19 protein-coding genes are annotated in these 25,368 nt (G+C 70.0%); 11 read left to right on the top strand and 8 right to left on the bottom strand.

Annotated elements, in window-relative coordinates; all coding sequences use genetic code 11:
* Positions 1-205: 205 nt before the first annotated feature.
* The 3 genes from rplT to WMF42_RS35730 form a co-directional block, all read right to left on the bottom strand.
* The gene (rplT, locus tag WMF42_RS35720; RefSeq protein ID WP_061611106.1) at positions 206-568 is read right to left on the bottom strand and encodes a 50S ribosomal protein L20; all 363 of its coding nucleotides are present in this window, start codon (positions 566-568) and stop codon (positions 206-208) included.
* A 27-nt stretch (positions 569-595) separates the two neighbouring features.
* Positions 596-793: a 50S ribosomal protein L35 gene (gene rpmI / locus WMF42_RS35725; RefSeq protein WP_020740309.1), complete on the bottom strand. Its 198-nt coding sequence runs from the start codon at positions 791-793 to the stop codon at positions 596-598.
* A gap of 164 nt (positions 794-957) precedes the next feature.
* On the bottom strand, positions 958-4,761 hold the full coding sequence (locus WMF42_RS35730; RefSeq protein WP_437687521.1) for a DUF3857 domain-containing protein: 3,804 nt from the start codon (positions 4,759-4,761) through the stop codon (positions 958-960).
* 755 nt (positions 4,762-5,516) lie between these two features.
* On the opposite strand from WMF42_RS35730, the gene WMF42_RS35735 reads away from it, so the two are divergent.
* The 6 genes from WMF42_RS35735 (at position 5,517) to rimI (ending at position 10,715) form a co-directional block, all read left to right on the top strand.
* Complete coding sequence (locus WMF42_RS35735; protein ID WP_012239856.1) at positions 5,517-5,999, top strand: roadblock/LC7 domain-containing protein; 483 nt, start codon at positions 5,517-5,519, stop codon at positions 5,997-5,999.
* Positions 6,000-6,010: 11 nt separating this feature from the next.
* Positions 6,011-6,601, top strand: a complete 591-nt coding sequence (locus WMF42_RS35740) for a GTP-binding protein (protein WP_012239857.1) — start codon at positions 6,011-6,013, stop codon at positions 6,599-6,601.
* 391 nt (positions 6,602-6,992) lie between these two features.
* Positions 6,993-7,547: a hypothetical protein gene (locus tag WMF42_RS35745; protein ID WP_437687522.1), complete on the top strand. Its 555-nt coding sequence runs from the start codon at positions 6,993-6,995 to the stop codon at positions 7,545-7,547.
* 96 nt (positions 7,548-7,643) lie between these two features.
* On the top strand, positions 7,644-8,924 hold the full coding sequence (gene alr / locus WMF42_RS35750; RefSeq protein WP_434043134.1) for an alanine racemase: 1,281 nt from the start codon (positions 7,644-7,646) through the stop codon (positions 8,922-8,924).
* Between the two features lie 70 nt (positions 8,925-8,994).
* Entirely contained in the window at positions 8,995-10,194 is a 1,200-nt protein-coding gene (locus WMF42_RS35755) for a vWA domain-containing protein (RefSeq protein WP_437687524.1), read from the top strand.
* A complete protein-coding gene (gene rimI / locus WMF42_RS35760) occupies positions 10,191-10,715 on the top strand; it encodes a ribosomal protein S18-alanine N-acetyltransferase (protein WP_061611102.1) in 525 nt (174 codons plus the stop codon). Before WMF42_RS35755 ends, rimI begins: the two co-directional genes overlap by 4 nt.
* A 15-nt stretch (positions 10,716-10,730) precedes the next feature.
* On the opposite strand, the gene tssM is transcribed toward rimI, so the two are convergent.
* Together tssM and WMF42_RS35770 are read right to left on the bottom strand one after the other, a co-directional pair.
* A complete protein-coding gene (tssM, locus tag WMF42_RS35765) occupies positions 10,731-13,643 on the bottom strand; it encodes a type VI secretion system membrane subunit TssM (RefSeq protein ID WP_061611101.1) in 2,913 nt (970 codons plus the stop codon).
* A gap of 104 nt (positions 13,644-13,747) precedes the next feature.
* A complete protein-coding gene (locus tag WMF42_RS35770; protein WP_233562225.1) occupies positions 13,748-14,305 on the bottom strand; it encodes a hypothetical protein in 558 nt (185 codons plus the stop codon).
* A gap of 439 nt (positions 14,306-14,744) precedes the next feature.
* Between WMF42_RS35770 and WMF42_RS35775 the strand changes: the two genes are divergently transcribed.
* Positions 14,745-15,482: a metallophosphoesterase family protein gene (locus tag WMF42_RS35775; protein ID WP_061611099.1), complete on the top strand. Its 738-nt coding sequence runs from the start codon at positions 14,745-14,747 to the stop codon at positions 15,480-15,482.
* Between the two features lie 169 nt (positions 15,483-15,651).
* Here WMF42_RS35775 and WMF42_RS35780 read toward each other — a convergent pair whose 3' ends face one another.
* Both WMF42_RS35780 and rpoZ read right to left on the bottom strand, forming a co-directional pair.
* Positions 15,652-16,527, bottom strand: a complete 876-nt coding sequence (locus WMF42_RS35780) for a class I SAM-dependent methyltransferase (protein ID WP_061611098.1) — start codon at positions 16,525-16,527, stop codon at positions 15,652-15,654.
* 114 nt (positions 16,528-16,641) lie between these two features.
* Positions 16,642-16,884, bottom strand: a complete 243-nt coding sequence (gene rpoZ, locus WMF42_RS35785; protein ID WP_061611097.1) for a DNA-directed RNA polymerase subunit omega — start codon at positions 16,882-16,884, stop codon at positions 16,642-16,644.
* A gap of 179 nt (positions 16,885-17,063) precedes the next feature.
* On the opposite strand from rpoZ, the gene pyrH reads away from it, so the two are divergent.
* The 3 genes from pyrH to WMF42_RS35800 all read left to right on the top strand — a co-directional run bounded on the left by pyrH (position 17,064) and on the right by WMF42_RS35800 (position 20,225).
* Positions 17,064-17,825 carry a UMP kinase gene (pyrH, locus tag WMF42_RS35790; RefSeq protein WP_233562222.1) on the top strand — a complete coding sequence of 254 codons (762 nt, stop codon included), beginning with the start codon at positions 17,064-17,066 and terminating at the stop codon, positions 17,823-17,825.
* A 113-nt stretch (positions 17,826-17,938) separates the two neighbouring features.
* Positions 17,939-19,015, top strand: coding sequence for a peptidylprolyl isomerase (locus WMF42_RS35795; RefSeq protein WP_437687529.1), 1,077 nt, complete (start codon positions 17,939-17,941; stop codon positions 19,013-19,015).
* Positions 19,002-20,225, top strand: a complete 1,224-nt coding sequence (locus WMF42_RS35800) for a KamA family radical SAM protein (protein WP_437687531.1) — start codon at positions 19,002-19,004, stop codon at positions 20,223-20,225. The genes WMF42_RS35795 and WMF42_RS35800 overlap by 14 nt, the downstream gene beginning before the upstream one ends.
* A 9-nt stretch (positions 20,226-20,234) precedes the next feature.
* Here WMF42_RS35800 and WMF42_RS35805 read toward each other — a convergent pair whose 3' ends face one another.
* The gene (locus WMF42_RS35805) at positions 20,235-22,895 is read right to left on the bottom strand and encodes a protein kinase domain-containing protein (protein WP_437687532.1); all 2,661 of its coding nucleotides are present in this window, start codon (positions 22,893-22,895) and stop codon (positions 20,235-20,237) included.
* Between the two features lie 694 nt (positions 22,896-23,589).
* Between WMF42_RS35805 and WMF42_RS35810 the strand changes: the two genes are divergently transcribed.
* Positions 23,590-25,155: an acyl-CoA carboxylase subunit beta gene (locus tag WMF42_RS35810; protein ID WP_061611093.1), complete on the top strand. Its 1,566-nt coding sequence runs from the start codon at positions 23,590-23,592 to the stop codon at positions 25,153-25,155.
* Positions 25,156-25,368 lie beyond the last annotated feature (213 nt).

A 25,368-nucleotide genomic window follows, 5' to 3' on the forward strand; every position in this document is an offset into this window, starting at 1 on the left:
AGCAGCAGCCCACATTGTTCACAGTGACGTACCCAGACGCCCAGGGCCGCAGCTTGGCTGCGCGGCGCGCCGTTGTACACACAGAGCGGGGCGGGTTCGAACGGAGACCGTCGTTCGCCAAGGCGATATGCACCGGGCGGCCCCGGCCGCGTTCATCGCGCCAGGGAGCTGATGGCCGGGCGGTCGTGATGACCGCCAGGAGCGGTCACTTCGCTGCGGCGGAGGAGGAGACGAGCTTCGCCACGGCGCCGAAGGACGCGGGGTCGTGGATGGCGATCTCAGACAGGATCTTCCGGTCGAGAGCGACGCCGGCCTTCTTGAGCCCGCTGACGAGGCGAGAGTAGGTCGTCCCGTTGAGGCGCGCGGCGGCGTTGATTCGAGTAATCCAGAGACGACGGAAATCCCGCTTCTTGAGCTTACGGCTGATGTAGCCGTACTCCCAGGCGTGGCGCAGAACCTCGACCGCCTGGCGGAAGCGATTCTTTCGGCCGAGGAAGTAGCCCTCGGTCTGGTTGAGGACGCGGTTGCGGCGGCGGCGAGCCTTGAACCCTCTTTTTACACGCGGCATCGGAGCTTTACCTCACCGGTTCCAGGGTCAGCCGTAAGGAAGAAGCAGCTTGACGCGCTTCTCCATCGCCGAGTCGACCATGTCGTTCTTGCGGAGACGACGCAGGCGCTTCTTGCTCTTCTCCTGCATGCAGTGGTTGAGCCCGCTCTTGCTGCGGCGAATCCGGCCTGAACCGGTCACCTTGAACCGCTTGGCCGCGGCGCGGTTGGTCTTCATCTTCGGCATGACGCCCTCGATCCGGGTGCCTACGCTCCCGGGCGGCCACCCTCCGAACCACCGGAGAGGCTGTTCTGTGCCGCAGGGATGCGTAGAGGGGGCGCTTTATGGCGAGCCGGCGCAGGGTTGTCAAGGCCAGAGGAGGGCCGGGTGGCCAGGGCTCAGGTCCTCGCTCACTTGCCGAGCACGACCCGCTGACCGAAGGCGCGGTCCGCCGTCTCGCAGAACGTTCTGAAAGCCACGTACTCGGACGGCTTGATCCGGGACCTCGTGAGCGCGATCTGGCTGCGGACGACCACCTTCCCGGCGGACTGCTCGACCGAGATGGAGAACTTGCCGAACGGGGTGTCCAGATCCTGCGGAAGCGGCGCCCTGGTCACGCGCCACCCCTGCGGGACGCGGATGGACCACTCCTCCCGGCGCGTCGTGAGCGCGGGGATGATCACGTCGCGGGTGCGCGTCGAGAGGGAGGCGAAGTCGGTCGCGAGGCGCTGCGTGGGCACCGCGGGGATCGACAGGCTGTCGCCCTCCTTGCGGGCGAGCGCGACGGCCTTCCCTCGAGCCCGCAGCTTCACCGGCTGCTCGATGTCCTCGAGGTCGTTCACTTCGACCCCCGCTCTGCCGGCAGCCAGCTCGACCGTGCCGAAGTCCGCGGCGAGATCCCAACCCGCTCGGTCCCGGCGCGTCCCCTCTGCCATGTAGCGGGTGCGCCACTCCGGAGCGAACGCGCCGGCCACCTGGGTGTCGACCCCGAGCTGAGCTGATCCATCCGCGCCGAGCGCGATGTCGACGGTGCGATGGATGACGGAATCCTCCGGCGAGGGCTCGGGGAGGCGAACCAACTTCGGCTTGCCCTCGTTGATCTGAAGCGCCATCGCCCCGCGATCCATGATGGGCAGCTCGGTCGAGCCCGAGTGCTCTGCCGTTCCGTCGAGGTAGAGGTCGAGCGAAGGCACGTACGCGATCGCGTGGTCGAACGGCGCGAGGCTGGCCGGCTCCGGTTCGATGCCGCCGCGCATGCGGGTACGCACGAGCACGATCGTCGACGGGATGCCTAGCTCGCGGAGCATCGTGACGATCAGCGTCGCCTTGTCCTTGCAGTCGCCCCAGCCGCGCGCGAGCGTCTGGGCGCACCTCCTCGGACGGATCCCCTCGATGCCGAACTCGAGCGCCACGTAGCGCGTCTCGGTCGCGTACTTGTAGATCGCGCGGACCTTGCTCAGATCGTCGGTGAGGTTCTTCGTGATCTCGCGCACCCGCTTGCGTACCTCGTCATCGACATCGAACTGCTCTCGCGCGAGACCCCAGTACCAGGAGCCAACCTCGTCCCAGCCCTTGAACGTCGAGACATGGACATGCGCCAGGACCTCGGACCACGGCGGCATCGCCGGTTCGGGCGCCACGGGGGGGACAGAGGCGGCGACGAAGCGGTAGATGCGCCGGTCGGCGTCCTCCTTCGTCTCGCGCACGAGGCCAGGGAGATTGGACGCGAAGATGTGGAACGGCTTCGCCTTGGGGGTGATCAGCACGTACTCGCTGCTGGCGATCGGCTCATCCCCCTGGAGGTACTCGATCTCGCCGAAGTGATCGGCGATCTCGTTGCGCGGGCTGACGTCGTCGACGCGGTACCGCAGCTCGACGACGTCGCCGGCGTTGAGCCGCGGGAAGCTGACGTAGAACGTGCGCCCTGAGGTGTACATCGCGAGCGCTGGGTTGTTCGCCCCTGCTTCCCCGCTCTCGATCGCCCCGTCGACCTTGCCGTCTGCCCGGTAGACCTTCGCGGCCCGGAGGCTCACGGTCTGGCGATCGGCCTGGTACTCGAAGGCGTACTGCCGGGCGCTCGCCGCGGCCTCGTCCGTGAGCGGCTGGAAGACGACCTGCCGGAAGCGGCTGGCCAGGCCGTTCGGGAACACGGTGGTGACCGTCAAGCTGCGGAGCGTGCGCTTGGGATACTGTCGGTCAGCGCCGCGCCGCATCGGGAGGAAGCGGTCCGGCGCCCAGGCGTAGGCCTCGTCCGCGCGCGGCTTCGGCGGCTCGATGTGCTCGATGTACTCGCGCACGTCCTTCACCTGAGGGCTGATCGCCAGGATCTGCTGCAGCATCTCGAGCTGCGCCTCTCGGTTGCCCTCCTCGCCGTAGAGATCCGAGAGAGCGCGCAGCGTGCCGATGTCCTCGGGCGCCATGGCGAGCGCGCGCTGATGCGCCGCGAGGGCGCGATCGCCATGGCCGAGCGCGCGGTACGTGCGCGCCGCGACGGAGCGGGCCCAGACGGAGTCAGGCTCGCTGCGGAGGAAGCGCTCGAGCCATCGCTCGGCGCCGGCAGGGTCACGGCGCGCCACCGCGAGGTCGACCTGCTGGTGCAAGAAGCTCGAGTCGTCGAAGCGCAGCGCCGCGTATCGCGCCTCCATCTCGGCGGCCTCGGTGTCGCGGCCGAGGGCGCGGAGCTGCGACGCTGAAGCGCGGAGCAGCGAGACGCTGTTCGGCTGCCTCGAGAGCGCACGCTCCAGCGTGGCGAGGGCGGTGCGCTTCAGCCCCGCCTCCACGTAGAGGTCGACGAGACCCAGGACAGCGATGACGTGATCGGGGTCGGAGGCCAGGATGCGCTCGTAAATCGGAGCAGCTTCCCGCCAGTTCGGGCTCGTCTGCGCGAGCCGCGCCTGGGCGAGCAGCACGTCGATGTCCTCGCGGCCACGGCCCACGAGCGCAGCGGCGCGCTCGATCCACGCACGCTGCTGGTTTCTGTCCTCGGAGAGCTGGCCTGCGAGCACGTAGCGACGCACGCTCGGCTCGGCCTCCGCGGAGCGACGCGCGAGATCGCGCGCTCTGTGTTCGCCCTCCGCATCGCCGCCGGTGAGCACGAGGTAGCGCGCGAACGCCTCCAGGACGGCTGGAGATGGCCGCTCGGCGCTCGCGGCGCGCTCGAACGCCTGCATCGGTCCCTCGATGGCTCCCGCGCGCGCGGCCACCTTCACGCCTGCGCCTGGCCCCCCGACCTGCGCCCGCGCCTCGCCCGCGCGCTTCGCGCCGGCGGCCTCCCCCTGCGTCCCGATGATGTCCGACGTCACGTCCAGGTCGAGATCCGGGGCCCCCTTCTCGTTGCCGATGCGCAGCGCGAACTTGGGCGCCGATGCACCTCCGCAGACCTTGATCGTCAGCCGGTTGTAGCCGGGCCTGAGCGACACGGTCGCGGCGAACCGATCGATGTCGAGCTCGCGATACCCGGGATCGCCCAGGACCTTCTCGCCGTTCCAGAACAGCTTGAACGCGCCGTCCGCCCCGACCCAGAGGGAGATCGGCCGAGGCGCGCGCGTCCCGGCCTTCGCCCGGACCAACGTCGTCGCGTAACCGCAGACGCCCTCGACCGGACGGACGAAATCGCCGAAGTCGAACCACCCGTACTGCGGCGCCTCGGGCGGCACGCGCCAGCGGACCGCCCGCGCTTTACCGTCGTACGTCCGGCCCGCTGCGATCGGCTGGTCGAGCTCCTCCTCGGGCCCAAACGCGCGATCGAAGCCCCCCTTGTTCTCGTTGTCGAACGGGCCGATCGTGGCCCAGCGACCGATGAACCCGAGCTTCTGGATCTTGGCCACCGCTCCGTCGAGATCACCTCGCCGCCTGCGCGCGTACGCCGAGAGGAGCTCCGCGTAGACCCGCGCTGGCGCGCTGGTCGCGCTGCCCTCGGCGACCGCCGCGATCGCCGCCTCGACCTGCGCCGGATCCGCGCGGTCCCACGTGCGCCAGAGCTCTCGCAGCGCGCCGTAGACCTCTGGACCTCTCGCCGCACGGACCGCCGCGTGCGCGGAGAGCACCTCGGGGTGCACCGCGCCGAGCTCGGCGCCGGCATCCGACGCGATCGACGTGGCGCACACGAACGCCGCAGCCGCCGCGGTGAGCACGCAGTCGAAGCGCTTCCTCATCGTCCCCGGGTTGCGCTCGATCTCCTCACGGGGCTCGATCCGGCTGAGCACGTCATGCATCCAAGGCGCTATCCCGTGACCGAAGCGCTCGGTCAAGCGCAAGCCACGCGCGCAAGATCAGCGCAGCGGCTCAGGTCAAGCGGCGACACCACGGCGCCGATGAAACGTGCAGCACAGGGACGGTGCCCGGCCTCGCCCGTCGAGCAGCTCCTGCATGAGGCCGCCGCGTCGCCCGCGAGGATCCAGGCCCTCCTCGAGCTTCTGCCCGGCACGCAGCGGCGCTGCTCGCCTCGTTTCCCGGGCAGCGCGCCCCAAGGAGGCCCGGCCGGAGCGCATCGCGCACGGACAACAGCTCAAAACCATGAACAAATACAATAATTTACAGAAACGCCCCGTTCACCGACGGGCGCGGAGAGGCGCCTGGTGAGCACCGGGGCCAGACCCATGGGGGCGGGGGTGGGAGGCGGCCTCGGTCGAGCTCAGGCAGGGGTCGGAGGGGCCTCGGCAGCGCGATCCTCCAACTTCCAGAAAGGGCCGCCTTGCTCCGCCGCACCTGCTTCGGATAGAAACGTCCCAAGATGTACGGGCGCACGGTCGAGGAGCAGTCGCACTGCGCGCCGCGAACCGGTCATGCAAGTCCCCAGGCAGCGAGCGTGGCGCCGCGAACGTGTGGTACCGGTGGTACGGCATGCCCGCACCAGCGGGGAGCCGGTTGGATGATGGTCGGGGACCGCACGTGCGGCGCCCGGTGATGACAAGGGCTACAGAGCCCGCAATGCCCAGGGCCCCATCGCGAGAGCGCTGGCGGAGGAACGATGGTCAACCCTCAGATGGTGATGTACGAGGAGGAATTCAACCAGATCCAGAGCGTGGTGGATCGCCTCGTCAAGGACGCCAATGCGAAGGTCGTCTTCATCGTTGACAAGAACGGGCAATTGATCGCCGCGAGCGGAGACGTCGACAACCTCGACACCACCTCGCTCGCCTCGCTGACGGCGGGGAACATCGCCGCCACGGGCGGGATGGCGAAGCTCCTCAAGGAGAACGAGTTCGCCACTCAGTTCCACGAGGGTGAGAAGGCGAACATCCACATCCAGCTGGTCGGGAACCGCGTCATCCTCGTGGTGATCTTCGACTCAAAGTCGAGCCTCGGGTTGGTGAGGCTCCGGGTGCGAAAGGCGAGCGAGGAGCTCAACCACATCTTCGAGGCGCTGCTCAAGAAGGTGCAGGAGCCGGGCGCGGACTCGCCGTTCGCCGAGATCACCGACGAGGACATCGACAACCTCTTCAACGACTAGGAGCGCGGTCGATGAGCTTCATCAATTACATGGCGCGCGAGATCAACTGCAAGATCGTCTATTACGGCCCGGGTCTCTGCGGGAAGACGACGAACCTGCAGTACATCTATGAGCGCACCAATCCGGACGCGAAGGGGAAGATGATCTCCCTCGCCACGGAAACCGACCGGACACTCTTCTTCGACTTCCTCCCGCTCGCGCTGGGCGAGATCCGCGGCTTCAAGACGCGGTTCCACCTGTACACGGTGCCGGGGCAGGTCTTCTACGACGCGAGCCGCAAGCTCATCCTGAAGGGCGTCGACGGCGTCGTCTTCGTGGCGGACTCACAGCTCGGCCGCATCGAGGCGAACCAGGAGTCGGTGGAGAACCTCCGCACAAACCTGGCCGAGCAGGGCTACTCGCTCGACAAGATCCCGTACGTCATCCAGTACAACAAGCGGGATCTGCCGGAGATCGGCACGGTCGAGGAGCTCCGGTCGCTGCTCAACCCGACGAACGTCCCCGACTTCGAGGGCGTCGCGCGGACCGGCGTCGGTGTGTTCGACACGCTGAAGGCGGTCGCCAAGCTGGTGTTGACCGAGCTGAAGAAGGGCGGCCCCTAGCTTCAAGGGGCAGCCCCGGAAACGAACGGCGGCGAGGCGAGCGAGGCCGAGGACTCGCCCGCGCTCGCCGCTGCGCTCACGTGCGCTGGTAGATGCGATTCCGCCGGTTGCGGTTCTTCGCCTTCAGCTTGGACCGGTGGCGCTTCGACTTGGAGCGCGTGGTCTTTCGGGGACCTTTCGACAGCATGAGGAACATGGACAGGCTCCGTTGAGGCGCCCGACGCGGTGGCGTCGTGCCGCCGCTGTCGGTGCGAAGGGGCGGCAACCTACGGCATCGCAGGGCAAAATTCAACCGGAGAGCATCTCGGCCGGGCGCTCGGGCAGGTTCCGGCGACGGTGAGCCGGGTACGGCACCAGGGGCGAGCTTTTCTGCTATCGGTGTTGGTATCTCGTGCGGTTCAGCCCCCTCCTCTTCCTGGCCGCCGCCTCGGTGACCGCGACCGCGTGCGGCGCGAGCATCAACGCGGTGTACGAGGGGGACGTACGCTTCGAGCACTGCATGGCGCTCGACTCGATGCCCGAGATCAAGCCGACGCTGCGGCGCGCGTGCTGGGACGAGTGGCTCCAGTTCTACACGTTCGGCCAGACGCGCGACCGCGTGGAGTACGCGACGCTCCGGGAGAGGCAGCTCAGCCGCGCCAGCGACTTCGACGAAGGCGAGTGGAGCCCGCCCAGCAGCCGAGCGCCCGCCGTGCCGGAGCCGACGAGCGCGCTCGCGCCGCCGCCCATGCTCCTGAACGCCGACGCGCCTGCGCCCGCCGAAGAGGCGGACGCGGGGGCCCCCGACGCGCCGCAGAACGACGTCGAGGACGCGGCGCCGCCGGGCTCGGCGTGCAGCGCGGCGTGCCAGACGAGCTGGAACAAGTGCCGGCAGGACTGCAAGTCCGCCGTGTGCGAAAAAGGGTGCTCCGACAAGTACACGCGGTGCATGCGTCGCTGCTTCTGACCGGCGTCCGCGCGCCGCGGACATGCCTCACGTTGTCGCACCAACATGGCCCGGAATCTTGACCCGCGATCGAGCGTAGGGCTATCCGCGTACACGATGTCCGCCTCGCACGCGTCCACGGAGCTCAGCACCACGGTCTCGGATCGCAACGGCACGGCGTCGGCCGTCGAAGGGCTCGGATCGAGCGCCGGCCCGGTGCGGGTGCTGCGGCCACGGCGCGCGGCGCCGGCGGACGCGGTTCGCCCGACCCGCGCGGAGGTGAACCTCGCGCACCTGCGGCACAACCTGCGCGTCCTCGAGCGAGCGATGGCCGGCGCGCAGAGGCCGCAGATCTGGGGTGTGCTCAAGGCCGACGCGTACGGGCACGGCGCGCCGGCCGTCGCGCGGACGCTCGAGCGGACCGGCATCCCCGGGCTGTGCGTCGCGCTGCTGGAGGAGGCCATCGAGCTGCGGGACGCCGGCATCCGGCTGCCCATCCTCGTCATGGGCGGCTACTACGGCCCGCGCCGCGAGGGGTTCGAGGAGATCATCGCGCGCGATCTCGTTCCCGTCGTCTACGACGCCGGACAGATCGAGCGCCTCGCGACCGTGGTGCGGCTCGAGCACCGCGGTCGCGTCGGCGTCCATCTGAAGGTCGACACCGGCATGGGACGGCTCGGCGCCGCGAGCTCCGAGCTCGAGGCGGTGTTCGCGGCGCTCGCCAGGCACCCGGAGGTGAGGCTCGACGGGCTCATGACGCACCTCGCCTGCGCGGACGCCGACGACCTCGGCGTGACGATCGAGCAGATGAAGCGCTTCGAGGAGATCGAGCAGCGGGCGAAGTGCTTCGGCCTCACGCCGCGGGTGCGGCACGCCTCGAACAGCGCGGCCATGCTGCGCCTGCCGGCCGCGTGGCTCGACGTCGTGCGACCCGGGGTCGCGCTCTTCGGCATCTCGCCGTGCGCGGGGCTCGCGCCCGACCTCAAGCCGGTCATCCGCGTGCGCAGCGAGATCGTCGCGCTGCGCACGATCGCGAAGGGCGACAGGATCGGCTACGGCCACACCTGGCAGGCCTCGCGGGAGAGCGTCGTGGCCACCGTGCCGATGGGGTACGCCGACGGCCTGAGCCGCCAGCTGTCGAACCGCGGGGCCGGGCTCGTGCGCGGTCAGCGCGCGCCGATCGCCGGCGCCGTGTCGATGGATCTCACGATGCTCGACGTGACAGACGTCCCGGGAGCGCGCGTGGGCGACGAGGTGGTGTTCCTTGGAACACAGGACGGGCCGCTCGGGCGCGCGACGATCAGCGCCGAGGAGATCGCCGGGCTCACGGGCACGATCGCGTGGGAAGTGCTGACGAGCATCTCGCGCCGCGTGCCCAGGTTCTACCGCGAGCCCTGAGCTCGCGCGGGCGGCGCTCGCCGGCAGCGCCTGGGCCGCCGGTGCGAACGAGCGTGGTACGCTGCTCGTCATGAAGACGGCCGTGAAGCAGCGGGCCGGCGTCTGCGGCATGAGCTGCTGCCTCGGTGCCGCGCTCGCGCTCGCGCTCGGGGCGGCGCTGTCCGCGTGCACGGACGACGGCTTGAAGCAGCGTCCACGAAGCGGCGTCGGCCAGGAGGCACAGGAGCCCGATGACGGGTTCAACCCGGGCCCCGGAGGCTCGAGCGGACCACCGCCCGTGGACGCAGGTGGGCTCTGCGGCAACCAGATCCATCAGGTAGAGATCGCCGAGGCGCCGAACCTCTACTTCGTCCTCGACGCGTCGGGCAGCATGCTCAGCGCCGCCTCGTCGGGCGCGACGCGCTACGACGGGGTGCACGAGGCCGCCGTCGATCTCGTGCGCAACCTGGGCCCCCTGATCAACGTCGGCGCCGCGGTGTTCCCGCTGGACGCGACCGCCGATGCGCCGTGCCGGCCCGGCGGCGAGGTGTTCCCTGTCACGCCGGGAGATCCCTTCTCGGACGGCCAGGAGCGGCGCCCGACCACCTCGAGGTTCCGCTCGGCGACGCGCGTTGTCCCGCTAGGCGGGACGCCCACCGCGGCGACGCTCACCGCGCTCGCGCCGAAGCTCGTGGAGCTCCCGGGCAAGACGATCGTCGTGCTCGCGACCGACGGGGGTCCAAACTGCAACAGCTCCGCGACATGCAGCGCCGAGGAGTGCATCGCCAACATCGAGCAGCAATGCCCCGAGGAGAACTGCTGCGCGCCTTCCGGGCCCTCGGGGCCAGGTGGGTGCCTCGACCGCGACGACACGGTCGCCGCGATCGCGCGGCTCGCGGCGAGCGGTATCGATGTCTATGTCGTCGGCATCCCCGGGAGCGAGTTCTACGGCGATGTCCTCGACCAGATGGCGCTCGCCGGCGGCACAGCGCAGTTCGTGAGCCCCTTCTACTTCAAGGTGGACAACCTCGACACGCTGGGGAACGTGCTCTCGAGGATCGCCAGCATCGTCGTGTCGTGCGAGTTCGCTCTCGCCGACCCGCCGCCGGAGGACGGGCAGACCAACGTCTACCTGGACGAGCAGCTGGTCCCGTACGACCCGGAGAACGGCTGGCGCTGGAAGTCTCCCGCTGTCGTCGAGCTCCTCGGAGAGGCGTGCCAGAAGCTGAAGAGCGGACGGGTAGGTCAGGTCCAGATCGTGTCCGGCTGCCCGACGGAGGAGGCGCGGTGAAGCAAGAAGGGACGACGAGCTCGGTCTCGCTGATCCAGCTCACGGCCGACGCCGCGGACGACGCGGCGCTCGACGAGGTCGACGCGGTCGCGGCCGCGGCCTTCGACGTACCGCAGTTCTCCGCGCGAGAAGAGCTGCGCCGCCCGTGGACGCGCTGCTGGGTCGCGCGCGAGGGACGGCAGGCGCTCGCCTTCCTCATCGCGTGGCACGTGGCCGACGAGCTGCACGTGCTCAACGTCGCCACCTGCCCGACCGCGCGTCGGCGCGGGCTCGCGACGGCGCTGATGCGCCGCTCGCTCGAGTACGCGCAGCAGCAGCAGGTGCGGCTGCTCCTGCTCGAGGTGCGCCGCTCGAACCGCGCAGCGATCCGGCTCTACCGGAAGCTCGGCTTCACGGCGATGGGCGTGCGCCCCCGGTACTACAGCGACAACGGCGAGGATGCGGTGGAGATGGTGCTCACGCTCGATCCGACGACCGGCGCGGTGCAGCCAGGCCGCGACGAGATCCGCATCGAGGTCTGACCCGCGCCGCGCTGCTCAGCGCGGGCCAGCGGCGGCCGCGGAGGGGAAGCGGGAGACCGCCGCGAGCGGCGGGAGCCGCGCGGCCACGACCTGCAGCGGGGTCAGCAAGAGCGGCCGGAGCAGCGTCTTGGCTCGCTCGTCGAAGGGCTGGAGGAGCGCGTCGGCCTGCCGTGTCGCCTCGATCAGCCGCTCGGCCATGAGGCGCGCGTCGACGTTCGGGTTCAGGTCCTCGAGCCGCTGGATCTCGTCGCGCAGGGAGCTGAGCAGCGAGATGTACCTCGCCAGGGGCGTGTCCGTGACCGGCGCCGAGCCGCTCGGCGCGGCGGGGACTCCGAACTCGACGGTCCGCTTGAACCCGTCCGGGACCGAGCTCGGCCGGTTTCTGATGAGCTTCACGTTGAGGGGGACTTTCAACCTCGTCTTCTGCTCGATCTTCCGCTCGAGGTGCTCCTTCCCGCGCTTCATCAGGCCCGAGTCCTCGAGCGCGCTGCGATCCCGCTTCCACTGCGTGTTGTCCTCGAGGGCGCGGATGATCCGAAGGTACGGGTAGTCCGGCTTGGCGAGCTCCATGTAGACGTCCTTCGCCTCCTTCAGGTTGGCCGGGGTCCGCACGGTGAGATCCGCCATCCAGTCGGTCCACTGGGCGATGTAGCGGGCGTCGTAGTCGGCCGCGAGGCCGTCCAGGTTCTTGTTGATCGAGGTCTCCTCGCCGGGCGCGAGATCCACGACCCACCGCTCCGCCAGCAAGCTCTCCGCGCCCTCCTCGATCTTCTCGAGCACGGCGAGATGCCCCTTCTCGGTGTACGGGCCGTCGACCTCCTTCCAGCGCTTCTCCTTGGCGTACAGCTTGCTGCCGATGACCTTCAGCACGTCGGGGCGGTCGGCGAACATGTCGGCCAGCGTGAGCGGAGGATACTTGCGGTTCGCGCGGCTGTTGTCGCCCGTCGGGTCGTACTTCTCCTCGATGATCGAGTTGACGAAGAAGTCGTAATAGCGCTTCCGCACCTGCACCGCCTGGAGCGTCGCGCGCACGCTCGTGACCAGGTCATCCTTCCGCCCGACCGGCGTGACCCGCTTCTGCTTGATGAGCGATAGGTAGTACGCGACGTGCGGCTCGAGCTGCTTCGTCAGCTCGCTCTCGCCGAGGTTCGACGTCGGCCGGAGCACCTCGGCCCAGAGCGAGGTGAACCTGTCCGTGGCCCAGTCGACGTCGAGGTGCTCCACGTCGCTCAGCATCAGGTACAGCTTGAGCTCGTTCCGCTCGCGCAGGTAGTGATCTCCCTTCGCGAGCTTGAGGCGATCCTCGAGCCGCTGCTTGCACGGGATCACGAAGCCGTTCTGGAGGCTCGCGACGTAGACGTGCACCAGCGGAGGGTAGACCGTCTCTCCCTGGAACATCGTCCAGCCCATCCCGTCCGGCGGCCCGTCGTCGCGCGCCTCGTCGATCTCGAGGAGCCGGCCCAGCGCAGGTCGCAGCGCCGCGAGCTTGTCCGAGACGGGTCGCGTGTCCTCCCATCGGATCGCGCTGACGGCGCGCGCGTCTGCCTCGGCGTCGCGCAGGAACTCACGGTTGTTGCTGAACGACACGAAGCTCGGGATGGCGAGGATGACCCCGAGCGTCGCGGCCGCTGCGCTGATCGCGCCGCGCATGATCCGCTGGCGCCGGATCTCGCTCGCGCTCCTCGCGGCGATGTCCCCGTCAGGGAAGACGACGTTCATGAACACGTCGTGGAGGAAGTAGCTCTTCGACTCGACGTTCTGCTGAGCCACCGCCTCGTGCGTGCGGATGCCCATCGCGTGGCCCATCCGCTGGAGGACACGGTCGAGCGGCCTGCCCTCCTGCGTGCCGCTCGTGAAGTAAAACCCCCGGAAGATGGGCGTCCCCTGGAACGCGTTCACCATGAAGACGGTCGAGACGAGATCGGACAGGTTCCGACGGATGCCCGAGAACTCGAGCGGGAACTGGTAGACGCGCTCGCGCACCTCCCGGCTGCGCTCCATCACGAGCCGCTTCAGCGCGCGGCCGTGGATCTGCTTCGCCAGGGCGTCGAACTCGGCGTCGAACAGCCTGCCCGGGTCGTTCTTGTCCGCGCTCAGCTTGAGCGTCGCGCCCCACGCCTGGGCGCGGTCGCTCCTGCGCATGTCGCCGAAGAACTCCGAGAAGCCCGCGATGAGATCGCACTTCGTGAACAGGAGGTAGACGGGCAGCACCATGTGGAGCTGCGTCATCACCTCGTCGATGCGCGCCCGGAGCTTCTTCCCCATCTGCTCGACCTGCTGCTCGCTCGCGTCGATGAGATCCGCCACGCTCACGGCGACGAGGATGCCGTTGAGCGGGCGGCGGGCGCGATGCCTGAGGAGCATCTGCAGGAACGCGATCCACTCCTCGTGGTCGTCCTGCTCGGTCGTGTAGCGCCCCGCGGTGTCGAGGAGGATCGCCTCGTTCGTGAACCACCAGTCGCAGTTCCGCGTGCCGCCGACGCCGCGCACACCGCCGCCGTTGCTCGGGTGCGCGTACGGGAAGACCAGGCCCGAGTGCTTCAGCGCGGTCGTCTTCCCCGCCCCGGGCGGGCCGATGATGACGTACCAGGGCAGCGAGTAGAGCGCCGCGCTGCCGTGCTTCTTCCCCTTGCCGAGCTTCGAGGTCTTCAGCGCGCTGATGCCGCCCTGGACCTGCCGCTGGAGCTCCTGGATCTCGGCGCGGCGCTCGGGCCGCGCGTTGAGCGCCTGCTGCACGCCCTGCTGGACGATCGCCCGCTCGAGCGCAGACGCGGCGCGGCCCGCCTTGATGCGGCGGAACACGAAGAGCGCGACCGCAGCGAGCGCGACGACGACGCTCGCCGCGATCGGGATCGCGGTGGACAGCTCGAACGTGAAGTACGCCGCCCACGAGATGAGGAGCAGTAGCGCGAAGAGGACCCACAACACGCTGGCGACGATATCACCTGTCGACGCCGCCGGAGCACGTCCACGAGCGGCGCCGCGATCTGGCGCGTGGCGCGCGCGATGCGCCTGCGCGCAGCGGCCCCGGCTCAGCCGCCGTTGCGCTCGTAGTCGCCCGGCACGAGCGCGGCGTCGGTCTCGTCGCCGGCGGCGAGCCGGCGCGAGCGGATCGCGTCCACGGCGATGTCGATCACCTCGAGCCGCGTCGACGGCGCGTAGTACTCGTCCTCCGAGACCGGCGGCAGCTCGGCGAGCCTGGCCGCGACCGCCTCGCGATCCTCGTCCTCCAGCTCGAGCGCCGCAGGATCGCCGCTCAGGGGATCTTCCGCCGTATCCCGCGCGGCCAAGGCGCCAGGCTCCCGCGTGAGCGCCTCGCGAACGAAGAGCACGGGGCTGAACGCGAGGTACACCGACCCGAACTCGACCTGCCAGTACGTCGGGTCTTCGCCGTCCATCCGCCACCACGACGCATAGCGGCGTCGGATGACCTCACCGAAATAGACGCCCGCCATGTGCGCGACCACGGGCAACGCCTCGACCTTCTCCGACGTCGCCCTACGCGCCTGCTCGAGGTAGTGGTCGAGCAGGGGCAAGGTCTCCGGCCGATAGTCAAGCCGCACCCCGAGCGCGCGCTCCACAAACCGCACGCACCCCTCCGCGAGATCCTCCACGGCAGGCGGCGGCGGCTCGACAGCCGCAGCGGACAGAGCAGACGTGGCCGACCGCTCCGCAGAAATCGGAGAGGACCCTGCACCGTTCTGTTTGGTATTCATGGGCTCCACGCTATCCTTCTCCGGTGCGGGTGGCCGCTCGTCATCGCGATGGTGCTGGGAGCGTCTCCGCTATCTCGGCAAGCTCGGCAAAACCGACCAGCGCGACAAAGTCGACGAGATCGCCAAGACGAGCGGCCGGGCTCGGGGCCTCCACGAGGTCCCGGGTGCAGCGGAAGTATGGGCCACCGGACGTTCTCCGAGGAGCCGGGATCACAAGCCCCCAGCTCCGGCCCGACCGGCCCGGCTGTGGATTCGGATTTGAATTCCTAACGGAAGTCGAGGCCTTCGTGCTAACCTCCGCCCTCGCGTCGAAATGAGACTCGGGATCTTCAGCGATACCCACGCCAACTACGAGGCGCTTAGCGCTGTGCTCGAGTCGTACCGCCACGAACGCATCGACGTGTACTACTGCCTCGGGGACACGGTCGGCTACGGCGGTTCGCCAAACGAGTGCGCCGATCTCGTCCGCAAGGTCGCCAAGAAGACGATCCTCGGCAACCACGACGCGGCGGTCGCAGGGCGGATGGACTACTCGTACTACTACGAGGCCGCTCGGCAGGCGCTCGACACGCACGCTGCGATGCTCTCCTCGGAAAACGCGGCCTGGCTTCGGAGCCTGACGTACCAGGAGAAGTTGACGGACATCAACGTCGACCTCTGCCACGGCTCGCCTGTCCGCCTCGAGGAGTTCGAGTACATCTTCGCCCCCGAGCAGGCGCGCGAGTGCCTCCCCATGTGGAATGAGCTCGGTCACATCACGCTGATCGGCCACTCCCACCTCTGCAAGGTGTTCGCCCTGACGCCGACCAGCGTCGAGGAGCTCCCCGCGGTGGACTTCCAGCTCGAGCAGGGCCGCAAGTACATCGTGAGCGTCGGGTCGGTGGGACAGCCGCGGGACTACGACAACCGCGCGAGCTACACGATCTACGACAGCGACACGAAGCGCTTCGAGTTCAAGCGCGTCGAGTACGACATCGAGACGGCGGCGGAGAAGGTGCTGCGCGCCAAGCTCGAGCGCAACTTCGCCCACCGGCTCTACATCGGGGTCTGAGCCTCCACGTGGCAGGCGCGCTCAGCGCGTGGCCGGCTCGTTCCGCCGCGGCTTCGGCAACGATTCCGCGTCTCCTTCGCGGCCGCCGACCGGCGTGGCTCGCCTGAGGCCTTGCCTGGGGCCGTGCGTTCGTCGTGCGGCTCCCCGAAGCCGGCCGTGCGCCGCGCGGTCAGCCCTGGCGGCGGCCAGCTCGCACCGATCGCCGCGGGCGGCAGTGGTAGAGCAGCATGCTCGTCTGGTTGTCAGGCGGCGCCGCGGAGAAATCGCTGCGGAGCTCCGTGAGCTCGAAGCCGTTGTAGTGGAGCAAGGCTTCGAGCTCCTGCGGGTAGAACTGCCGGTGGGCGAGCGGCGTCATCCAGCGCTCGCCGCCGGCGACGGGCGAGAACTCCATGGAAACGAACAGGATCTGCCGGACCTTGTCGTAGTCGAACCGCTCCGTGTACCGGACGACCTCGCCTGGGCCGTCCTTCGTGGGATACCGGAAGCGCGGCGTGGCGTAGGCGCGATCCGGATCGCGCGCGAGCTCGGCCGGCTCGGGCATGGAGACGTCGAAGACGAGCTCGCCCCGCGGCGTCAGGTGCTCGTGTGCTCGCGCAAAGAAGCGCTCCACGTCCGCGCGCGTGTAGAGGTGCAGGAAGGCGTTGAACGGGCAGATCACGAGCGGAAAGCGGCGTCCCAGCCGCAGCGATCGCATGTCGCCGCGCCGGAGGCTCACGCGGGACGCGACGTCGCGCGGCTCTCGCCCGAGCTGCGCGCGCAGATCGCCGAGCATCGGCGCCGATAGATCCACGCCCGTGATCCGGACCCCCGCCCTCGCGACGGGTAGCGTGATGCGCCCGTTGCCACAGCCGTACTCGAGGACGGGCCCCGCGGACGCCACGGCGAGGTCGACGTAGTAGCGGACGTCGTCCGTACGCCGCGCGTAGGTCTTTGCGTAGTACGCCGGGTCCTCGTAGTGGGCCGACGTCCCCGCTTCGAGCTCCGGATCGCGACGCTGGACGGAGCCCGAAGCGCGCCGTGACCTCGTCGAGGCTGCCCCTTTCATGCGAAGCGACAGCTCAAGCGCAGCGCTGGCACGACGACGAGCGCGAGCGCTGGCGTGGGGCGTTCACGGAGCCGTGCATCGCCGGGGCACGCTCGTCCGGCGCGCCATCCGCGATCAACGCTGGCCGCCAGCGTTCATCTGCTGGAGCCACTCGGACACGACCTCGTGGGAGCTCCGGTGGAAGTGCACCTTGCCCGCCGCGATCTCTCGAAGGCTCGTCACGGCAGGCTTGTTCTTCGTCTTCACGAGGGTGTCCGCGCCCTTCATGAGCTGCCGCGTCCGGTTGGCCGCAAGCACGACGAGAGCGAACCGGTTTTCCTCGCGCTCGAGGCAGTCTTCCACAGTTACACGTGCCATAGGGGCGCCGAGAGTAGCGCCCTCGTCCAGGGACCGCAAGGTACATGCCGCCCGACGGTCGGGCCGGTTGGTCTGCCGTCGGATCGGCGTTCCGTCGGGCGCGGCGCTGCCGCTTCATCCGGCCGGCATGACGCGTTGCACATTGCCCTCCGCGCACGTCCCGACTACGAGATGCGACCGTGGCCGCTGAGCAGGACTCCCTTCTACCCCCTCCCCCCCGCCCGGCCCCCGGGCTGAAGTACCGCCGCATCGTGCTGAAGCTGAGCGGTGAGGCGCTCTGCGGCGAGGAGGGCGGGTTCGGCATACGTCCCGAGACGCTCCACCATGTGGCCGGCGAGATCGCCGAGCTCCAGCGCATGGGGGTGCAGATCGCGATCGTCGTGGGCGGCGGCAACATCTTCCGCGGGCTGAAGGGCGCCAGCGCGGGGATGGACCGCTCCCAGAGCGACTACATGGGCATGCTCGCCACGGTGATCAACGCGCTGGCCCTGCAGGACGCGCTCGAGAAGACCGGCGTGCCGACGCGCGTGATGACCGCGATCGAGATCCGGCAGGTCGCCGAGCCGTACATCCGCCGCCGGGCGATGCGCCACCTCGAGAAGGGCAGCATCGTCATCTTCGCCGCGGGCACCGGCAACCCGTTCTTCTCGACGGACACGGCGGCGGCGCTGCGGGCCATGGAGATCCAGGCGCAGGCGCTGTTCAAGGCGACGAAGGTCGAGGGCATCTACGACCGCGATCCGGTGCGCCACGAGGGCGCGCAGATGTTCGCGCACCTGAGCTACGACCGCTTCCTCGCGGACCGGATCGGCGTCATGGACTCGACGGCGGTCACGCTCTGCCGCGAGAACAAGATGCCGATCCGGGTGTTCAAGCTCATGACCCGCGGCAACATCCTCCGCGTCTGCAGGGGTGAGGAGCTCGGCACGATCGTCGACTGAGCGCGAGCGCGCCGGTGCGCTCGGCGCGGCGAGGCATACGCCGGCGCGCCGACAGGAACGCGGCCGGCGCGCCCTCGAGCCGCGAGGAAACCGTGCTACACCCCGAGCCTGCAATGACCCGAGCTCCGGTGCGCCGACCCCTGCTCGCCATCTCGCTCGCCGCGCTCGTCGCGGGCTGCGATGAACCCGCCCTCCAGGTCCCGTCCGACGCGGGCGACCCGGTGTTCGGGCTGACCGCCGAGCAGTCGGCGCGCGTGCTCGCGAAGGTCGGCGATCGGGTGATCACGCTCGGGGACTTCGGCAGGACGCTGGAGCGGATGGATCAGTTCGATCGGCTCCGGTACCAGACGAAGGAGCGGCGCCGCGAGCTGCTCAGCGAGATCATCGACGCGGAGCTGCTCGCGCTGGAGGCCAGGCGCCGGGGCCTCGACAAGGACGCCGCGGTCGAGGACGCGATCCGGCAGCTCCTCCGCGAGGCGATGATCGCGCAGGCGCGGAAAGGCCTGCCCGCGCCCGCGGACATCCCCGCGTCCGAGGTGCGCGCGTACTACGAGGCGAACGCCGACAAGTTCAGCGAGCCCGAGCGGAGGCGCGTCGCCGCCATCGTCGTCGGCGACAGGGCACTCGGCGAGAAGGTCCTCAAGGAGGCGCAGAAGGCCGGGAGCAGCAGCGCATGGGGAGAGCTCTTCCTCAAGCACTCGCTCACGGCGCCCAGGGACAAGGGCGCGAGCACGCCGCTCGACCTCGCAGGGGAGCTCGGCATCGTCAGCCCTCCCGGCGATCCGCGCGGCGCTCACCCCCAGGTGCCAGAGCCGGTCCGCGCGGCCGCGTTCCAGATCGGCAGCGTCGGCGCGGTCATCGACACGCTCATCGAGGCCGACGGCCGGTTCTACATCGTCCGCCTGAGCGGGCTGACAGGCGGACACCGGCGCGAGCTCGCCGAGGCCGAGCGCTCCATCCGCGTCGCGCTCCTCCAGCAGAAGATGCAGGACCAGGAGCGCGCCCTCGAGGACGAGCTGCGAAAGAAGTTCCCCGTCGAAATCAACGACGCGGCGCTCGCCTCGGTGAAGCTGCCGGAGCAGCTCGCGGCGCCCGCGAGCGCGCCGAAGCCCGATCCCACGAAGCCCCGCGCGCCGCAGCCGGAGAAGCCCGGCGATGCGGCAGCACCATCGAGCGATGCGGGCAAGTAGCGAGCTCGTCGCCGCCGCGCGTCTCGCTCGCCGGCCCGACAAGGAGGGCGCGGAGGTCCGCGCCGTCGCGGCGCCGGAGCCCCCGGCGCCGCTCGCCGCCGGCGCGCAGCCGGATCGCGCGGCGACGCGGAAGCGCGACTGGACGTGGCAGCTTCGCCGCGCGCTCTCGAGCGCCGACGACCTCCACCGGGCGCTGTCGCTGACGCCGGAGGAGCTCGCAGGCGCGCGGCGCGCCGAGAAGGCCGGGCTGCCCATCCGCGTCACCCCCTACTACCTGAGCCTCTGCGACAAGGACGATCCGGCATGCCCGATCCGACGGCAGTGCGTGCCGCTCGCCGACGAGGCCGCCGAGGTGCCCGGCGACCTCGTCGACCCGCTCGGCGAGGTCGCGCACGAGGTCGCGCCGCACCTGGTGCAGCGCTACCCGGATCGCGCGCTGCTGCTCGCGACCGACCGCTGTGCCGTCTACTGCCGCTTCTGCACCCGCTCGCGCATGGTCGGCGACGGCGGCGGCGCTGTGGCGCTCGATCGGCTCGCGCCCGCCATGGCCTACCTCGAGGCGCACCCGGAGGTGCGCGACGTCATCGTGAGCGGCGGCGATCCGCTGGCGGTCTCGACGGACCGCGTCGTGCGGCTCATCGCCCGGCTGCGGCAGGTGCCGAGCGTCGAGACGATCCGCATCGCCACGCGCGTGCCGGTCACGCTGCCGCAGCGGATCACCACGGAGCTCGTGCGCGCGCTGAAGCCGCACCACCCGCTCTGGGTGATGACGCACTTCAACCACCCGAAGGAGCTCACGCCCGCCGCCGAGCGCGCGTGCAAGCGGCTCGTGGACAACGGCTTCCCCGTGATGAACCAGACGGTGCTGCTGCGCGGCATCAACGACGACGCCGCGACGCTGGCGGCCCTCTTCCGGGGGCTCGTGCGCTGGCGCGTGCGCCCGTACTACCTGCTCCAGATGGACCCGGTGCGCGGCACCGCGCACCTGCGCACGCCGCTGGCGACCGGCGTCTCGCTCATGGAGCAGCTCCAGGGCCGGCTCACCGGCATCGCGCTGCCGAAGCTGATCGTGGATACGCCCGGAGGGATGGGGAAGGTGCCCGTCGGCCCCGAGTACATCGTCGATCGCCGGCCGGGGCGGACCGTCCTCCGGACCCACCGCGGCGTCGAGGTCGAGTATGTCGACCCCCCGCCGCCGCCCGGCGGCTGATCTTCCGGCTCAGCGGGCCGAGCCGCGCGAGAGCGGCTTCGCGATCCGGAACGACAGGTTCAGGGCCCGCGTGATCCCGAAGAAGCGGGTGCGCGACGCGCTCCTGCACTGCTGCGAGTCCGCAGACCAGCTCCCCGCGCGGGCGATGCGCCACGGCGGCGCGTCCCCGCCGGCGTCGACCGCCGACTCGAGCTCGCGCGACGTCTCCGCCCACGAGCGCTCGCCGTTCACGTCGGCGACCCACTCGCGCACGCCGCCCGCCATGTCGCGCACGCCATAGGGCGAGGTGTCGATGGGGAAGGTCCCGACCGGCTCCGGCTGCGCCAGGAAGGGGCGCGACGAGCGCATCAGGCAGAACGTCGGGTCGAAATGATCCCCCCACGGGTAGAACCGGCCGTCGGTCCCGCGCGACGCCTTCTCCCACTCCAGCTCGGTGGGGAGGCGGAGATCGAGGCCGTCGCGCTCGCTCCGGAAACGGCAGTAGGCCACGGCGTCGAACCAGTCGATGAGGATGACGGGAAGGTTCCAGAGGTGCCCCTCCTCCACCGGGAACCGCTTCAGCGCGTCGCCCTCGACAACGGTGGGCAAGGGCTCCCAGCCGCCGCTGCTGGCGGGCCGCGCGACGTAGCCCTCGGAGCCGCGCGTCCCGTGCGGGGCGCGCTTCAGCGCGAGATCGAGATCGTGCGCCTCGAGCTCGTTCAGGAACTCGCAGTACTCGCGGAAGGTGACCGGGAACTTCGCGATCGCGAAGTCGGGGACGTGGAGCTCGGCGCGCCGGAGCGGATCGTAGGACTGCGCGTCGCCGCCCGCGATGAAGGAGCCCCCGGGGATGTAGACGAACCCCTCGCCGATCTCCGCGTCGGTGTAGAGGTTCACCTCGGCGCGGTGGTGGGTGCCCCGCTTGAGCAGCAGCGGGTACCGCACGTCCCGGTAGCCGGCGCGCTTCAGGACGAAGAGGTAGCTGCCCGGCTTGAGGTGCACCTCGCGCAGCGGCGTGCGGCCGAGCGAGCGCTCCTCGCTGGCCACGAGGATGCGATCCTTCTCGACATAGCGGTAGGCGACGACGCTCGCGCCGGGCGGCGATGAGTCGATCGAGAGGACCGAGTCGGCGGTGAGCAGCGCGGCGTAGCGCCCCACGTCGAACTCCGCCACGAGCGCCTCGTGGTAGATGCGCGCCGCGTGCTGGTGCTCCTGGTCCGCCCGCACCGCGCGCGACCAGTAGAGATCCGCGAGCCCGGAGCGCGCCTCGACCAGATCCGGATCGTACGCGAGCGCCTTCGTGTAGAGGTCGATCGCCTCGGCCGCGGCGCGCGCCTGCTCGCGCTCCACCCCGGCGGCCCTGTCCTCGAGCTGCCAGCCCGCCCGCTTGCGCTCGATCGGCTCGTACTCCTTGACGTCCTTGAGCAGCCGCCGCGCCTCCTCGACGAGCCGCTCGCGCTCGCTGTCGAGCCGCCGATCGCGCTCGAGCGGGGCCTTGGCGAGCTCGCAGAGCTTGATCGCCTCCTCGCGCCGGCGCATCCGCTCCTTGGCGCCCTCGAGGAACGCCTCGGCCTCCGCCGCGACGCGGTCGGCGGTCGGCGGCCGCTGGTCCGGGTCCTTCGCGAGCATCGCCAGGCAGAGATCCTCGAGCAGCAGCGGGCAGCTCGGCGCGATCGAGCGCGGCGGCTTGGGGTCGCGCGTCTGCGTCGCGAGGATCACGGCGAGCACCGTCGGCGCGTCGAACGGGTGCTCGCCGGTGAGGATCTCGTAGAGCACCACGCCGAGCGCGAAGATGTCCGCGCGGTGGTCGATCCGCTTGTGATCCCCGCGGATCTGCTCCGGCGCGATGTACCCGGGCGTGCCCGACAGCGCGCTCGCGAGCGCCTCGTGCCGCTTCCGGCCGAAGTCCTGCCCGCTCGGATCGATGGTGATCGGCTCGCTCACCTCCGCCCTCGAGAGCAGCTTCGCGTTGCCCCAGTCGCCGAGGTACACCTCGCCGTAGTCGCCGAGCAGCACGTTCTCCGGCTTGATGTCGCGGTGCACGACGCCGCGCCGGTGGGCGTAGGCCAGCGCCCGCGAGATCTGCACGAACGCGCCGATGAGCCGGACGAGGGGCCACTGCCTGCGGAGCTCGGGGTTCGTCAGCACGTTCTGCAGGCTCTGCCGCTTGACGACCCGCATCGAGTAGTAGGGCTGCCCGTTCGGCAGCGTGCCCAGGTCGTAGACCGGGATGATGTTCGGGTGCTCGAGCTGCGCCGTGATGCGCGCCTCCGTCAGGAAGCGGCTGCCGACAGCGGAGTCCGCCTCGGCCCCCGGCTTCAGGGTCTTCAGCGCCACCACGCGCCCGATCTCCCGGTCGCGCGCCTTCATCACCTTGCCCGCGCCCCCCGCGCCGAGCGCCTCGCCGACCTCGTAACGGCTGCCGCCGGTGTTCACGGCGCGCGTGGTGGAGGTCGCCAGCGTGGGGAAATCGGCCACGGCGTCCTCTTCGGGCAGGTCGATCTCCCGCTGCGTGTCGAAGCGCAGCGCGTCCGGATCCTCGATCTGCGGCGAGAGGGCGCGCGCGACGTGCGGGGGGCGCGCCTCCTGCGCGAACAGCTCCGGCAGCGCGGCGAGCTGCTCCGGCGTGAGGATCCCCTCGAACAGCTCCTGGGGCGTCGAGGCGCCGCCGAGGGTCCATCGGCAGGCCATGTCCCAAAGGGCGTTGGGCTCGATCAGCCCTCGCGCCACGGCGGCGACGGCCAGGGCACGAGCCTCACGAGTCTGAGCGAGCTTCACCCGAGCGACCTCTCGTCCGAAACGATCTCACCCTGCGATGCGAGGCGGAAGGCCGCGCTGGGACCGCCGCCCCGGGGCGGCGCGAGGCGGAGGGGCAGCGCGCTCCCGCGAGCGCTCCAGGGCTGCCGGTGACGCTGCTCCGTGCGCACCTCACGAGACGCCACACGTCAGGTGCCGTGACTGGCGACCGCGCTGCTGCCACACCGGCTCGAGCTGCCCGCGCCGGAGCCGCGGCACGGCAGGGCCCCAGCGGCGGAGGCAGCCCCGGCGTCCCAGTCGTCAGAGGGTCTACGTGTCGGAAATTCCTGCATTTACCAGCGGCAATGAGCGCCGATCAGGGTACGTGGTGTCCCCTCGCGTGTGCAAGATAGTAGGGTGGAGGCCGCCCCGGAGCGCGGTCATTTTTCGTCGCGCCCCCGGGCATGCGCGCGCCCTGCCGCGCCTCGCACCGCCCGCGCGGCCGTCGCGCCTCGCACGTTTCCGCTGACCTCGCCCCGCTGCCGTCGTTGGCCGACCCCGCTGGCGGCGACATCGGCCTGCCTCGGGATCGCGGCGCCGCGCGCGACGGGGTTTCGATCCCCGGGGGGGTCCGTGGTAGGGCGCGGGCATGGCTGATCCGACGGCCCCGGGACGCCCAGCGCTCGCCCGCCTCGACGACATGAACCGCCGCGCGCTCGATGGGGGCGGAAAAGACCGCCTCGCCAGGCAACACGAGGCCGGCAAGCTCTCCGCGCGGGAGCGCATCGACCTGCTCCTCGACCCGGGGTCGTTCGTCGAGATCGATCGGTTCGTCGTCCACCGGTGCGCCGACTTCGGCATGGACAAGCAGAAGGTCCTCGGCGACGGCGTCGTGACCGGCTGGGGGCTCATCGACGGGCGCAAGGTCGTGGTGTTCGCGCAGGACTTCACCGTGATCGGCGGCTCGCTCTCCGGCGCGTACGCCTCGAAGATCTGCAAGGTGATGGATCTCGCGATGAAGATCGGCGCCCCCGTCATCGGGCTGAACGACTCGGGCGGCGCCCGGATCCAGGAGGGGGTCGAGTCGCTCGCCGGCTACGCCGACATCTTCCTCCGCAACACGCTCGCGAGCGGCGTCGTCCCCCAGATCAGCGCGATCCTCGGGCCGTGCGCCGGCGGGGCCGTCTACTCGCCCGCCATCACCGACTTCATCCTGATGACCGAGCGGACGAGCTACATGTTCATCACCGGACCGGAGGTCATCAAGACGGTCACCAACGAGGACGTCACCAAGGAAGACCTCGGCGGCGCCGCAACCCACGCCTCCAAGAGCGGCGTATGCCACCTCACCGCACCTGACGACCGGGCGTCGCTCGCGCAGCTCCGTGAGCTGCTCTCGTTCCTGCCCTCGAACAACACCGAGGATCCGCCGCGTCGCCCCGCGACAGATCCCGAGGACCGCGAGGTGCCTGAGCTCGACGCGATGGTCCCCGCGGAGTCGTCGAAGCCGTACGACATCAAGCAGGTCGTGCGCGCCGTGGTCGACGACGGCCGTCTCTTCGAGATCCACGAGCGTTTTGCGCAGAATATCGTGGTCGGGTTCGCCCGGATCGGGGGCGCGCCCATCGGGGTGGTTGCGAACCAGCCTCAGGTGCTCGCCGGCTGCCTGGACATCAAGGCGAGCATCAAGGCGGCGCGGTTCGTCCGCTTCTGCGACTGCTTCAATATCCCGCTCGTCACGTTCGTGGACGTGCCCGGCTTCCTCCCCGGGATCGACCAGGAATACGGCGGGATCATCGCTCACGGCGCGAAGCTCCTCTATGCCTTCGCCGAGGCCACGGTGCCCAAGGTGACGGTGATCACCCGCAAGGCCTACGGCGGCGCCTACGACGTCATGGCGTCCAAGCACATCCGCGCCGATTACAACCTCGCGTTCCCGACCGCCGAGATCGCCGTCATGGGGCCGGAGGGCGCGGTGAATATCGTGTACCGCCGGGAGATCCAGCAAGCGGCCGACCCGGCCGCCGCCCGCGCACGCTTCGTCGAGGACTACAAGGCGAAATTCGCCAACCCGTACAAGGCGGCCGAGCTCGGCTTCATTGACGAGGTGATCTACCCTCGCATGCTCCGCAGTCGGCTGGCCCGGGCGCTCGACCTCCTGCGCGACAAGCGGGACAAGAACCCGCCGAAGAAGCACGGAAACATCCCGCTTTAGCAGAATTTTGGCCAGCGCGGCGCCCGCGTGAATCATGCGCAGCGAGAGACCGGCCAGCAAAACTGCTTAGAGCGCGTTCGCAGGAGCGTGCCGGGGCGAGCGACGCCGTTGCGCGGCCGATCCCAAGCGTGTAGAAACCACTTGCGCGGCTGTTTTTCTCTCTTCTCCGCGCGCGATGCTTCTCTCTGACCAACGATCTGCACAGGTGCACCC

It is taken from the genome of Sorangium sp. So ce176 (assembly GCF_051519835.1).
In the GTDB taxonomy this organism is placed as follows: domain Bacteria; phylum Myxococcota_A; class Polyangia; order Polyangiales; family Polyangiaceae; genus Sorangium; species Sorangium cellulosum_G.